This window comes from Natronoarchaeum philippinense (assembly GCF_900215575.1).
GTDB lineage: Archaea > Halobacteriota > Halobacteria > Halobacteriales > Natronoarchaeaceae > Natronoarchaeum > Natronoarchaeum philippinense.
Genome location: NZ_OBEJ01000003.1, coordinates 373,620 through 386,312, shown reverse-complemented (window position 1 = coordinate 386,312; position 12,693 = coordinate 373,620). Strand labels below are relative to the sequence as shown.

Genomic DNA, 12,693 nt, shown 5'->3' with positions numbered 1-12,693 from the left:
GCCGGCAGCACCGCAAGACGACAGGATCATGATGCTCGCAGGGCTTCGTGTAGACGAACATGCCAGCCGGTCGATCGAGCGGACGGCGGCGTGCACTGACAGGCGCCGTGGTACTGGCGGTCGCCATCGCGGTGGTCGCGGACTCGGCGGCGGCCAGTAACGTCGTCAGCGGGCTGCAGGGTGGAAGCAGCGAGGTCTCGGTGCCGACGTGGCTATTTTTGGTGACCGGCGGCGCGGCGATCGCGGCCTCGGGGATGCTCTCGATGCTGGTGACCGACCGGGCGCTGCTGGCGACGTTTCACTCGTGGGCGCTGTCGCTGCCGTCCTCGCGGACGGCACGCGAGTGGCTCGGCCGCGCCGGCACGACGCTCACTGTGCTGGTGCTCGCGCTCGTCGTCTACACCGGATTGGCCGGACCACAGATCGGAAGCGCCAGCTTCGCCGTGCTCGTCGTGTTCGTCGGCGGGCGGGCCGGTCTAACGATCGTCGCGTACGCCGTCGGGAACCCGTGGCCGGCGATGGATCCGTGGCGTCGCGCCGCCGAAGCGCTGCCAAGCGGCGTCGTCGAGTACCCCGAGTCGCTGCAGCGCTGGCCCGCGGTCGGGGCGCTGCTCGCGCTGATCTGGCTCGAAGTCGTGACGCCGCTGACCCAATCGCCGTCGACGCTCGCGTGGGCGGTGCTTTGCTACTCGACGCTTGCGCTCGGCGCCGCGGTCGCGGTCGGCCCGGAGGCGTGGACCCGAAACGTCGACCCGCTCTCGGCGTGGTTTCGCTTCTACGGCGCCGTCGGCCCGCTCCAGCGCACCGACGACGGCTGGTCGCTGCGCCCGCCGGGCGCTCGACTGCGCGAGACTGATCTCGTTACGGACGCCTCCGACGTTGCCTTCGTCGTGTTGCTCGTCTGGGAGCTGACGCTGAGCGGCTTCGTCGTGACGCCGCCGGGCGAGACGACGGTGCGGGCGCTGGTCGGCGTCGGCCTCCCGCCAGCGGCGGCGTATCTCCTGCTCGTGCTCGTCGGGTTCGCCCTCTTTGTCGGCGCCTTCCGGCTGGCCGCGCGGCGCTCGCGCGACCGCGCGAAGACGTATCTTCCGGCCCGGCGGCTCGCGGTGGTGTTCGCACCCTCGCTGCTGGCGATCGCGGGCGGCTACCACCTCGCGCACTACTTCGCCTTCTTCGTCTCGCAGACGCCGTCGCTGTGGACCGCGATCACGAGTCCGCTCTCGCCGCCGCCACCGCCGGCGTTCACCCGCTTTGTCCTGCCGGACTGGTTCGGCCTGCTCGATATCGGCTTCGTGCTTGCGGGCCACGTGCTCGCGGTCTGGGCGGCCCACGCCGCGTCGTTCGATCTGTTCCCCGGCCGCCTGCAGGCGATCCGAAGCCAGATCCCCTTCGTCGCGGTGATGGTCGGCTACACGATGCTGTCGCTGTGGCTGCTGTCGATGCCGACCGGCGCGACGCCGTTCGTGCAGGGGTGACCGGCGGACGCGTCCGAACGGTGGCGAGGGGTTCTCCTCCGGAGAGATAAGAAGGCTTATTCGGAATCCCGACCGACGTGGCGCCATATGATTCAGTTCGATGTACCGGAAATCGACTACGACCGGTACACGAACCGCCAGCTCGCGGCGGTGCCGCTGGCGGTGCTGGCGGTGGCGCTGGTGGTGATCGCGGGGTGGTGGATCGTCACCGGCGCCCCGGCCACCCTCGGCATCGACTTCGCCGGGGGGACGGAACTTCGGCTACAGACCGCAGACAGCCCCGAGGAGATCAGAGGGGCCTTCGATCAGGAGGTCGAGTCGATCTCGACGATCGGGGGCGAGGACAACACGTATCTCGTCCAGTTCCAGTCGAGCGACTCCGAGGCGCTGGCCCAGCAGGCAAACGAGAACTTAGAGCCAGCACCCGGCGATAGCGACGGCGAGGTCGTCTCACAGGAGAGTTCGATCCCGCCGACGTTCGGCAACGAAAACCAGACGCTCGCGCTGTACGGTCTCGTGATCGCGTTCCTCGGGATGAGCGCGATCGCATTCATCCTGTTTCGGTCGTTCGTCCCGAGCATCGCCATCGTCATCTCGGCGTTTAGCGACGTGATGATCCCGCTGGCGGCGATGAACCTCGCCGGCATCCCGCTGTCGCTCGGTACCGTCGCCGCCCTACTGATGCTGATCGGTTACAGCGTCGACTCGGACATCCTGCTCAACAACCACATCCTCCGTCGGCGCGGCGGGTTCTACGAGAGCACCCGCCGGGCGATGGAGACCGGCGTGACGATGACCGTCACTTCGATCGCCGCGATGACCGTGATGACGATCGTGGCGACGTTCTTCGGCATCGGCCTGCTCGCCGACATCGGCCTCGTGCTCGTGATCGGGCTGAGCGCCGACCTGATGAACACCTACATGCTCAATCTCAGCCTGCTTCGCTGGTACAAGTTCGAGGGGGTGGCGCGATGAAGCCGATCGAGCTCGTCCGGAACAACCTCCGGATCTCGATCCTCGTCGCGCTGATCGCGCTGGCGTGTTTCTTCCTCTTTGTCCCCGGCGCCGGGCTGGGCGACGACATCGGCGGCAACGAGACCGCGGTCGACACGCCGACGAACCTCAAGTACGGCATCGAACTCGGCGGCGGCGCGCGGCTGCGAGCGCCGGTCGACGGCGTCACCGCCGAGAACGTCGACGTGCAAAACGACGAAGCCCAAGCCATCGCGGACCAACTCGGGGTCGATCTGGGCAGAGTGCAAGTCCAATCACAGGACGGGACCGTCGAGGTGTTCAGCGGCAACGTCACCACGGCCGAGCTAGAGTCCGCGCTGGAAGCCACCGGGCACTCGTCGGACTCGTTCTCGGTGCGGACCGGCGTCACCGCCGAGACCCGCGACGATATGATCGAGGTGCTGGAGACCCGGGTCCAATCGACCGGGTTCACCGGCGCCACGGTCAACGAGGTCCAAGTCGGCGACGACTGGTACCTCGTCATCGAAGCCCCCGGACGGAACGTCGACATCGCCGAGTTGCGCGACGTGCTCCAGAACCGCGGGGTCGTCCAAGTCGTCGCCCACTACCCGACCGACAACGCCTCGGGCAACGGTAGCGGCTACGAGCAGCAGATCGCGCTCCGACAGGACGAGATCAAAGACGTCGGGCAGGTCGAGAATCTCGACGATCAGGATGGGTTCGGCTTCTCGGTCACGCTCAAGCAGTCGGCCGCAGCCGACTACTCCGATCTCATGGTCGAGACGGGGATCGCAAGCAGCGTCGAGCGGGGATCGGGCTGTAATTACAACGAAAACACGGATCCCAGCCAGTGGGGCTACTGTCAGCTGATCGTCTACGACGACGAGACGGTGACTGGCCTGACGATGAACCCCAACCTCGGCACCCTGATGGAAAGCGACCAGTTCGCCAGCCAGCCCACCTTCCAAGTCACGACGCCGGACCGCCAGAGCGCACAGGAAGTCCAGACAAGCATCCAGACCGGGAGCCTCCCGGCCCAGCTCGATCTGGGCGAAAACTCCAGTAGCTACGAGATCCAGCCCGAACAGGCCCAGCAGTTCCGGACCAGTTCGGCGATCACCGGCCTCATCGCGGTGCTGACGGTCGTGCTCGTGGTGTTCCTGCGCTACGGCAACCCGCGCGTCGCGGCGCCGATGTCGCTGACGGCGCTGTCGGAAGTCGTCATCCTGCTCGGCTTCGCGGCGGCGATCAAGATGCCGATCGACCTCTCCCACGTCGCCGGGTTCATCGCGGTCGTCGGGACCGGGGTCGACGACCTGATCATCATCGCCGACGAGGTGCTGTCCGAAGACGGCGTCAGCTCCGGGCGCGTGTTCGACAGCCGGTTCAAGAAGGCGTTCTGGGTGATCGGCGCCGCCGCCGCGACGACGATCATCGCCATGAGCCCGCTCGCTGTGCTCTCGCTCGGCGATCTGCGCGGCTTTGCGATCATCACGATCCTCGGCGTGCTGATCGGCGTGTTCATCACCCGACCGGCCTACGGGAACATCCTGCGCCGGATCAAGACCGAGAACTGAGCGCTTTTTTCGCCGTCGTTCGGTTTCGCCGCGGCGTCAGAACTGATCGAGCGCCGACTGTTCGGCCGCCGCCAGCGCGTCCTGACAGGTGCCCCAGCTCTCGCGGGCGCAGTCGGGCAAGTCGCCGTGTGTCTCGACGTACTCGCTGAGAAACGTCCGCGTGGTCGGATCGCTCGGATAGCCGCTGCCGACCTCACCGTAGGTCGCCGCGAGCGCGTCGACGTGGTCGTCGCGGGCGGCTTTGGCCAGCACGCTGGCTGCGCTGACGACGGGGTAGGTCTCGTCGGCGCCGTGTTCGGCGCGGAGTGCAACGTCGGCGTCGACGCCGTCGGCGACGCGGCTGGCGAATCGCTCGGCGTCAGTATCGCAGGCGTCGACGACACCGCTCTGGCCGGCCTCGACGACGGCGTCGAGCGCGGTCGACTGGGCGTCGACGGTCAGCGCGTTCATGTCGGTCGCCGGATCGTCGATGCGCTCGGTGGGAACCTCGACGACCGACGCCCGAACGCGGTCGTCGTCGCGGAGGGCGGCAGCGAGGTCGTCACGGCGGGCTCGCGAGAGCTTCTTCGAGTCGTCGACACCCGCTGGAATGGCGTCTCGATCGTCGACGGCGACCGCCGCGACGAACATCGACCCGAGCGCGGGACCGCGACCGGCCTCGTCGGCACCGAAGGCGTACTCCATCGGGGAATAGCAACCGCCGGCGTCGCAAAGTCGTTTCGCAAAAAGAGCCGGTCAGTCGTCGGCCGGCGCTTCGGCGGCCTCGCGGTCGACGTGCTCGTCTGCCTCGGCATCTTCGAGTAGCTCCTCGATGTCGGCCCGTTCGTCTATTTGGTGATGGCACATGCTGTCTCCCCCCGCGCTAGGGTGGCGACAGACCAGCCCAAAAGTCCCCCGCACGCACGGGCAAGGTCGGCGACACCGGGCGTAGCGACAGGTCGGTTCGCCCGCCACGTCTGTAAACAGTTATCCGACTCGGCCCACAAAGACCCGGTAAATGGCCAAAGACGTCAAACCCACTCGGAAGAACCTGATGGCGATCGAGGATCGCATCGAGCTCTCCGAGCGAGGCCACGACACGCTCGAGAAGAAGCGCGACGGCCTGATCATGGAGTTCATGGACATTCTGGACCAGGCCCAAGACGTTCGTTCGAACCTCGAAAGCGACTACCAGCACGCCCAGAAGACCATCGACATGGCCCGCGCGATGGAGGGCGACGTTGCGGTGCGGGGCGCCGCCGCCGCGCTCAAAGAACACCCCGAGATCACGACCGAGTCCAAGAACATCATGGGCGTCGTCGTGCCTCAGATCGAGTCCACGCGCGTCAAAAAGAGCCTCGATCAGCGCGGCTACGGCGTGCTCGGCACCTCCGCGCGCATCGACGAGGCCGCGGAAGCCTACGAGGACCTGCTGGAGTCGATCATCCTCGCCGCCGAAGTCGAGACGGCGATGAAGAAGATGCTCGAAGAGATCGAGACCACCAAGCGCCGCGTCAACGCTCTGGAGTTCAAGCTCCTGCCCGACCTCAAGGAGAACCAAGAGTACATCGAGCAGAAACTCGAAGAGCAAGAGCGCGAGGAGATCTTCCGTATGAAGAAGATCAAGGAGAAAAAGGAACAGGCCGAAGAGGAAGAAGAGGAACTCGCTGCGGCCGAGACCGAACCCGAGCGCGTGCAGGCCGACGACTGAGCGGATCACCGCGTTCTCGATCGCCGTCTTCTCCGGGCGCTTTTCTTCCTTCGATCCCTCGTGTCGAGCATGCGCTGTGACGCCTGCGGCGGCGACGCCGTCGTCTTCGAGGTCCCCGACGAGTTACGCGAGTGCGCACCAGAGGAGGCACCGACGGTAGCGATCTGTCCGGCGTGTCTCACTGTCGCGCCCGCTCGCGACGCCGTCGTGCAGGATGCCGACGCCGCGGACGGTTCGGCGTCGATCCACGACGCGTTCCCGGCCGATCCGGACGCCGCCACAGGGGTCGCGTTGTTGCTCGGGCTGCTGGAATCGCTGGTCCTCAACAAAGCCGAGATCCAGTTTCTGGTCGACCGGCTCGAAGCCGGCGGCACCGACGTATTTCTCGTGCTGGATCGGTTGGCGTCCGATCCAGCGGTCGACGCGCAGGTCGATCTACAGCGGCGACGTGCGCAGTTACAGCAGTTGGTGGATTGATATTCATCCCCGTCAGAAACCGGATGTTCGCCTCGAGCTCGCTATAACGGCGAGTTACGGTCACAGGCTGTGGGGGAAACGGAGTCTTACCCCTGCGATGGCATACTTACGGAAACAAGGCACTTGGCCGCCTATGCCGCCAGCACGCCTATGGTCAGCCCAGACGGCAGAACCGACCATCTGCTGTACGTCGATCCCGACGACGCAGCTGTAGAGGCCGTTTCTACCGCGTTCGGGGACGCCGTCGTCGAGACCGCACGGACCGCCGAGAGCGCGCGCGAACTGGTGCTTAGAAAGCCGATCGACTGTGTAATCTGCGAGCACGACCTTCCGGACGATGGCGGGCTCGAACTGCTGTCGTCGGTACGTGAGGGGTTTCCGACGATGCCTGTCATCCTGTTCGTCGAGGACGGTGACGAAACACTCGCCAGTGCAGCACTCTCAGCGGGAGTCACCGAGTACGTCATCAAGCCGCCGCTGGCAGCCGGTGTCGAACGGCTCGCCGAGACGGTGACGGAGCTTCTGGAACGGCGACCCGACAATCGAGGCACCATCGATGTTCCGGGATCGGCGGACGAGGAGGTTCCGATGGCGCTCAAAGAGCGAGCGATGGACGAAGCACCGGTCGGCATTACCATCGCCGATGCCCAGCGTGAGGACGAACCACTGATTTACGTCAACGAGGCGTTCGAACGGCTGACAGGCTACGATCGGGCAACAGTACTCGGGAAAAACTGTCGGTTCCTTCAAGGCCCGGCGACGGCGTCCGAGCCGGTCGACCGACTTCGAGACGCGATCGATGCCGGCGTGCCAGCCAGCGAGGAGTTGATCAACTATCGAAAAGACGGACGGATGTTCTGGAACCGGGTCGACCTCGCGCCGATCTACGGCGACGAACTGGCCTACTTCGTCGGGTTCCAGACGGATATCACGGACCGAAAGCGGGCCCAGTTCGCGGCTCGGCAGCGGGCCGAATCGCTCGACAACGAGCGCCAGACGCTAGAACGGTTGCTCGATCGGATCGACGGGCTCGTCCTCGATGTGACCCAAACGCTCGTGGAGGCGTCCTGCCGAGAAGAGATGATAGGCGACATCTGCGAGCGGATCGGTGACGCCGAGCCCTACGACTTCGCTTGGATCGGCGACTACGACGTTGTGAACGATCAGGTACACCCGGCGGCTGATACGAGCCAAAACGCGCAGTTTGTCGACGAACTCGACGTGGAGTTCGGCCCCGAGACGGTGATCGGAACGGCGATCGACGACCGCGAACTCGCGGTCGTGCAAGACAGCGCGAACAGCCCCGGCGGTCGACTGCACGGCGGCGACTGGCCGGATCGCTTCCAGTCGATGGCAGCCGTACCGCTGGCGTATCGGGATACCGTCCACGGCGTCCTCTGTGTCTACGCGGCCGAACGAGGAGTGTTCGCAGAGCACGAGCGTGCGATCTTAACCGCACTCGGGCGAGCAATCGCCACCGCGATCAACGCACGAGAAAGCGAAGAGCGACTAACGACTGACACGGTTGCGGAACTGGAGTTCGGCGTTCTCGGGAGCGACCTATTTGTCGTCTCGCTCGCAGACGACCTCGACTGTCACGTCGAGTACGTTGGGTCGGTCCGCGCCGCCGACGGGCAGTTGGTGACGTTCGTTGATGTGACCGGAGCAGATCCCCAACGGCTGGAGGCGACTGCTACAGCGCTCCCGCAGATCGCGGCGGCGAATATCACGACGATCACCGATGACGGCTGCCTCGCGGAGATCAAGTTCGGCGAGCCATTCGTCGTGGAGGTGCTCGCCGAGTGGGGCGTCGAAACGCGATCGATCGTGGCCGATCCGAGCCGGGCGAGACTGACGGCCAGCGTCTCTCAAACCGACGATGCACGAGAGGTCGCCGATCGGATCACGGAACGGTTTCCGGGCGTCGACCTGCTTGCGTATCGCGAGCGCGACCGACCCGCGGAGACCCAACGCGAGTTCGCAGCGAGACTGGAAGGACGCCTCACCGACCGTCAGCAGAGTGCGCTCCGGCGTGCGTACGCAAGCGACTATTTCGAGTGGCCGAGACCGATCTCCGGCGACGAGCTAGCGGAGTCGATGGATATCACGCGTTCGACGTTCCACCAACACTTGCGTGCCGCCGAGCGAAAACTCGTCGCCGCATTCTACGAAGAACGCGACGAGCTGTCCGGCTAATAAAATCCTACATGGATTGCCCGACCAGTGTGGTAGTACCGATTTACAGGTTTGAGACGAAGTTACGGGTGTACCATGCTCGAACCAGGCTCCGAGGCCATCTGGCTGTGGCTCGGCACGGCAGGGATGTTCCTCGCGACGATCTACTTCGTCGCTCGCGGCTGGGGCGTCGAGGAGGACCGACGAAAGAAATTCTACATCGTGACGACGTTTATCACCGCCATCGCGTTCGTAAACTACCTTGCGATGGCACTGGGATTCGGACTAGTCGAAGTCACGGTCGGCGGCGAGACGATCGTCGTCTACTGGGCGCGATACACCGACTGGATATTCACCACGCCGCTGTTGCTGATCGACCTCGGACTGCTCGCCGGAGCCGATCGCAACACGATCGGGACGCTGGTCGGGCTCGACGTTTTGATGATCGGCACCGGAGCGATCGCCACCCTGACCGGCGACGGCGGCGCGTTCGCCGCCGGCGCACAACGGCTGATCTGGTGGGGCGTCAGCACGGCGTTCTTGGTGGTGTTGCTCTACTTCCTGTTCGGAGCGCTCTCCGAGCAGGCCGATGCCCTCTCGGCGGAAGCTCAGAGCAAGTTCGTCCAGTTGCGGAATCTACTGACGGTGCTCTGGGCGGCGTACCCAGTCTGGTGGATCGTCGGTACCGAGGGGCTCGGTCTCATCGGGCTGCCCGCCGAGACGGCAGGGTTTGCGCTTCTGGACCTAACTGCAAAGGCCGGCTTCGGGTACATCCTGCTCCGCAGCCACGCCGTCCTCGACGAAGCGGGGACGATCCAGCGCGCGACGCCGACGGCCTGACTGGTGACCGGCGTCGCGTCCGTCGTCTCGGATTCACACTCGCGGTACGGGATCGCCCCGTCCGACGCACACAGCCACGACACTGCGACGAGAGAGACCTGTGACAGCAATCACGTACATCGAATTCCACGTGTTGTTTTTGCTGCCGGCGCTGCTCGTGCTCGGACTCACGACGGTCGTGCGACAGGAATCAGCGTGGTCGTCGGGCAACTGGGTCGGCACGGCGCTCATCGTCGGGATCGCGTTGGCGTACACGACGCCGTGGGACAACTACCTCATCGCCAGAGGCGTGTGGTGGTACGGCGACGGCGCCGTCGCCGCGAGAGTCTGGCACGCCCCCGTCGAGGAGTACCTGTTCATTTTCGTTCAGCCGGTGCTGGCCGCGCTGTGGCTCCGGCGGTTGCCCGCCCCGACGGCCGACCGACTATCGATATCGAGTGCCGACCGAGTCGTCGGCGTTCTTGCGGGCGTCGGCGTCGGCGTCGGCGGTGCGCTGCTCGCACTCCGTGGCGGCACGACGTTGTATCTCGGGGCGATTCTCGCGTGGGCCGGGCCGGTGCTGGCGGTGCAGTGGGGCTTTGGTTGGCCGGTGCTCTGGCGGGCCCGCCGTACCGTCGGTGTCGCCGTCGCAGTGCCGACGCTGTATCTCTGTGTCGCGGACAGGGTCGCTCTGTGGTCCGGCACGTGGACGCTTTCCGACCAGCACACGATCGGAGCGGCGGTGTTCGGATTACCGGTCGAAGAGGGCCTGTTTTTTCTGGTGACTACGTTGTTTGTCGTTCAGGGGTTGGTACTGTTCGAGTGGGTGGTCAGAACGTGACGGAGGCCGGCTGTCGGCGGCCGACACTCGCAGACGACGCCGTCCGCCGATCCTTGGTCCGCACGGTCGTCGTTCCGTCGTGGGTGGCCGTCGCACTGGTACTGGGCGCGGACATCGTCGCGCCGCTGGGATCACTGTCGCTCGCACTGCAGCTCGTTCCGCTCGCCGCGAGCCTCGTCGTGTTGGGGGTTCCCCACGGTGCTGTCGACCACTTAGCGTTGCCGCGCGCGGCCGGCAGACGGCCCGGTTGGAGATCGCTCGCCCGCGTCGGCGGGCTCTATCTCCTCGTCGGCAGTGCCTACGCCGCCGTTTGGGTGGTCACACCGATCTTCGCTGCGGTATCGTTTCTGGTGCTGACGTGGGTCCACTGGGGACAGGGAGATCTGTACTCGCTCGTCGCGCTGGTCGACGCTGAACACCTCCGGTCACGACGCCAACGCGCACTCGCTGTGACGGTTCGGGGCGGCGTTCCGATGGTGGTGCCGTTGCTCGCGTTTCCGGGGTGGTACCGACGAGTCGTTGCCGCGATGGCCGCCCCGTTCGGTGCGGTGGAAATTCCCGCATGGCCGTTCTCGCCGGCGTTCCGATCCGCGCTTGGAATCGCACTGGCCGTGGTCACGATAGCTGCGCTAGCCGACGGCTACCGGCGAACCGGTGCCACGACCGGATGGCGGATCGACGCGGGGGAAACGGCGCTGCTGTGGGCGTACTTCTGGACGGTGCCGCCGCTGTTGTCGATCGGCGTGTACTTCTGTCTGTGGCATTCGCTGCGCCACGTCGGGAGGCTAGCGGCGCTCGATCCTGCGGGCGCGGCGGCGCTCTCGTCGGGGGCATCCGTGCGGGCGCTCGGTCGCGTCGGACGCGACGCCGCGCCGTTGACGGTAGTTTCACTCGCAGTGCTCGCGGCGAGTTACGTCGTGGTCGCACCGGGGAGCGAACCACTGTCCTCGCTGGGGCTCTATCTCGCGTTTATTGCAGCGTTGACGCTTCCACACACCATCGTGGTCTTCGCACTGGATCGTCGGCAGGGGCTCTGGAACCCCACAAGTGTCGGCGGCGGTGGAGCATCTCCGACATACGAGGTGGGGGACTCGTAGCACGGTCACCGTCATTGGCGGTCGACAGGTGTCACCGATGCCCACGCGTCGCCTTCCGACAGCGAAAAGGTCGGCGACGCCGAAGGTGGGGTATGGCCACCATCGGTGCGGTGTTGGGACTGCTGTTCGTCGTCGCCCTCCATACGCTGATTACCGCGGTCGTGACACGCTTTTTCCGGCTTCGGCTGGATACGGACTGGGGGTCGGCGGTGTACACCGTCGTGTTCATTCCGATGTTGCTGGTCGCCAGCACGCTCGTCCTGAGCGGCCCACTGGGGATCGGCGGCGACCTCGGCGGCAGGACGGTAGCGATCGTGCTCGTCATCGTGACGCCGCTGACGCTCGGCGTCGCCATCGACCTGCTGTGGATGCCCGATCCCGAAACCGTCGAGTTGCCCGACCGAGCGTGAGCTATCTGCCACGAACGGGAGTAATCACCGGACGTGCGGGCGATAGAGACGGCACAATTCCTAAATAGGGCCAATTACTTACGTACGGGTATGTCCCGGTCTGCGCTGGTGGGTAACGTCGTCGCCATGCTCGAGGATGCGGGCTTTATGGTGAGCGACCGCTGTGCGATCCGCCCGCGGAGCTTCGATATCGCGGCCCGCCGAGGAGAGGATCTGGTGTTGCTCAAGATCCTCCGCAACGTCGACGCCTTCGACGCCGAGACGGGCCAAGAGATGCGTCGCATCGGCGCGTACCTCGACGCGACGCCGCTGGTGCTCGGCCTGCGGACCCGCGACGAGGAACTCAAACCCGAGGTCGTCTACTTCCGCCACGGCGTCCCGGCGCTGAGCCCGGATACCGCGATGGACCTGTTCGTCGAGGGCATCCCGCCGCTGATCTACGCGGCCCCCGGCGGCCTGTACGTCAGCATCGACAGCGAAATTCTCGAAGACAAGCGCGAGGAGCGCGGCTGGAGCCTCGGCCAACTTGCCTCCGAGCTGGGCGTCTCGCGGCGCACCGTCTCGAAGTACGAGGACGGCATGAACGCCTCGATCGAGGTGGCGATGCAGCTCGAAGAGATGTTCGGCTCCGGGCTGACCAGCCCGGTCGACGTGCTCGAAGGCGCCGACGAGGTCCGCGACGAGGACCCGACGCCGAACGAGCCCGACGCCAACCCCGACGACGAGCGCATGGTGACGGTCATGACCCGTGCGGGCTACGACGTGCATCCGACGCTTCGAGCGCCGTTCAAGGCCGTCAGCGAGGACGCCGAAGACACCCAGCCGGTCGAGGGCACCGTCCTGACGGGCCACTCGAAGTTCACGCGCGCCGCCGAGAAACGCGCCCGGATCATGGGCTCGCTCGGGGAGGTCGTCGGCACCCGCTCGGTCTACTTCGTCGACAGCGCCAAGCGCGACTCGGTCGACGGCACCGCACTCATCGAGCGCGAGGAGGCCGAGTCGATCGACAACCCCGACGAGTTCCGCGACCTGCTCAAAGAGCGCACCGAGTACGAAGAAGAGCCGGCCTGACGGCCATTCGGGGGCTACCCGTTCTGCGGCGTCGTAGCGGTGCCAGAAACCCCGCCTAGCCTGCCGATTCTCAGGCGTATTTCTCG

The 12,693-nt window shown here is 65.8% G+C and carries 12 protein-coding genes; 11 read left to right on the top strand and 1 reads right to left on the bottom strand.

All coding sequences use genetic code 11. The features are described from left to right. Positions 1-59 precede the first annotated feature (59 nt). The 3 genes from CRO01_RS12690 (at position 60) to CRO01_RS12680 (ending at position 4,027) form a co-directional block, all read left to right on the top strand. Positions 60-1,475 (top strand): hypothetical protein, encoded by a 1,416-nt coding sequence (locus tag CRO01_RS12690; protein ID WP_097009515.1) that lies wholly within the window; start codon positions 60-62, stop codon positions 1,473-1,475. 87 nt (positions 1,476-1,562) lie between these two features. Continuing rightward, positions 1,563-2,450, top strand: a complete 888-nt coding sequence (gene secF / locus CRO01_RS12685; protein WP_097009514.1) for a protein translocase subunit SecF — start codon at positions 1,563-1,565, stop codon at positions 2,448-2,450. Then, positions 2,447-4,027: a preprotein translocase subunit SecD gene (locus CRO01_RS12680; RefSeq protein ID WP_097009513.1), complete on the top strand. Its 1,581-nt coding sequence runs from the start codon at positions 2,447-2,449 to the stop codon at positions 4,025-4,027. Before secF ends, CRO01_RS12680 begins: the two co-directional genes overlap by 4 nt. A gap of 36 nt (positions 4,028-4,063) precedes the next feature. Here CRO01_RS12680 and rnhB read toward each other — a convergent pair whose 3' ends face one another. Beyond that, the gene (gene rnhB / locus CRO01_RS12675) at positions 4,064-4,711 is read right to left on the bottom strand and encodes a ribonuclease HII (RefSeq protein WP_097009512.1); all 648 of its coding nucleotides are present in this window, start codon (positions 4,709-4,711) and stop codon (positions 4,064-4,066) included. A 313-nt stretch (positions 4,712-5,024) separates the two neighbouring features. Between rnhB and CRO01_RS12670 the strand changes: the two genes are divergently transcribed. From CRO01_RS12670 to CRO01_RS12635, 8 genes are all read left to right on the top strand, one after another. After that, positions 5,025-5,717, top strand: a complete 693-nt coding sequence (locus CRO01_RS12670; RefSeq protein WP_097009511.1) for a V-type ATP synthase subunit D — start codon at positions 5,025-5,027, stop codon at positions 5,715-5,717. Between the two features lie 69 nt (positions 5,718-5,786). Next, on the top strand, positions 5,787-6,194 hold the full coding sequence (locus CRO01_RS12665) for a DUF6276 family protein (protein WP_097009510.1): 408 nt from the start codon (positions 5,787-5,789) through the stop codon (positions 6,192-6,194). Positions 6,195-6,344: 150 nt separating this feature from the next. Further along, the gene (locus CRO01_RS12660; protein ID WP_097009509.1) at positions 6,345-8,390 is read left to right on the top strand and encodes a bacterio-opsin activator domain-containing protein; all 2,046 of its coding nucleotides are present in this window, start codon (positions 6,345-6,347) and stop codon (positions 8,388-8,390) included. Positions 8,391-8,465: 75 nt separating this feature from the next. Next, a complete protein-coding gene (locus CRO01_RS12655) occupies positions 8,466-9,209 on the top strand; it encodes a bacteriorhodopsin (RefSeq protein ID WP_097009508.1) in 744 nt (247 codons plus the stop codon). Positions 9,210-9,309: 100 nt separating this feature from the next. Continuing rightward, complete coding sequence (locus CRO01_RS12650; protein WP_097009507.1) at positions 9,310-10,029, top strand: lycopene cyclase domain-containing protein; 720 nt, start codon at positions 9,310-9,312, stop codon at positions 10,027-10,029. Then, positions 10,026-11,126: a Brp/Blh family beta-carotene 15,15'-dioxygenase gene (locus CRO01_RS12645; RefSeq protein ID WP_245838546.1), complete on the top strand. Its 1,101-nt coding sequence runs from the start codon at positions 10,026-10,028 to the stop codon at positions 11,124-11,126. The genes CRO01_RS12650 and CRO01_RS12645 overlap by 4 nt, the downstream gene beginning before the upstream one ends. 92 nt (positions 11,127-11,218) lie before the next feature. Then, entirely contained in the window at positions 11,219-11,536 is a 318-nt protein-coding gene (locus CRO01_RS12640; RefSeq protein WP_097009506.1) for a hypothetical protein, read from the top strand. A 90-nt stretch (positions 11,537-11,626) separates the two neighbouring features. Next, positions 11,627-12,607, top strand: a complete 981-nt coding sequence (locus CRO01_RS12635; RefSeq protein ID WP_097009505.1) for a transcriptional regulator — start codon at positions 11,627-11,629, stop codon at positions 12,605-12,607. Positions 12,608-12,693: the final 86 nt, after the last annotated feature.

Coding starts and splice junctions, on each gene's coding strand:
- secF (WP_097009514.1), top strand. CDS start 1,563: ATGATTCAGTTCGATGTACCGGAAATCGACTACGACCGGTACACGAAC.
- rnhB (WP_097009512.1), bottom strand. CDS start 4,711: ATGGAGTACGCCTTCGGTGCCGACGAGGCCGGTCGCGGTCCCGCGCTC.
- CRO01_RS12660 (WP_097009509.1), top strand. CDS start 6,345: ATGGTCAGCCCAGACGGCAGAACCGACCATCTGCTGTACGTCGATCCC.
- CRO01_RS12635 (WP_097009505.1), top strand. CDS start 11,627: ATGTCCCGGTCTGCGCTGGTGGGTAACGTCGTCGCCATGCTCGAGGAT.
- CRO01_RS12680 (WP_097009513.1), top strand. CDS start 2,447: ATGAAGCCGATCGAGCTCGTCCGGAACAACCTCCGGATCTCGATCCTC.
- CRO01_RS12640 (WP_097009506.1), top strand. CDS start 11,219: ATGGCCACCATCGGTGCGGTGTTGGGACTGCTGTTCGTCGTCGCCCTC.
- CRO01_RS12690 (WP_097009515.1), top strand. CDS start 60: ATGCCAGCCGGTCGATCGAGCGGACGGCGGCGTGCACTGACAGGCGCC.
- CRO01_RS12670 (WP_097009511.1), top strand. CDS start 5,025: ATGGCCAAAGACGTCAAACCCACTCGGAAGAACCTGATGGCGATCGAG.
- CRO01_RS12655 (WP_097009508.1), top strand. CDS start 8,466: ATGCTCGAACCAGGCTCCGAGGCCATCTGGCTGTGGCTCGGCACGGCA.
- CRO01_RS12665 (WP_097009510.1), top strand. CDS start 5,787: ATGCGCTGTGACGCCTGCGGCGGCGACGCCGTCGTCTTCGAGGTCCCC.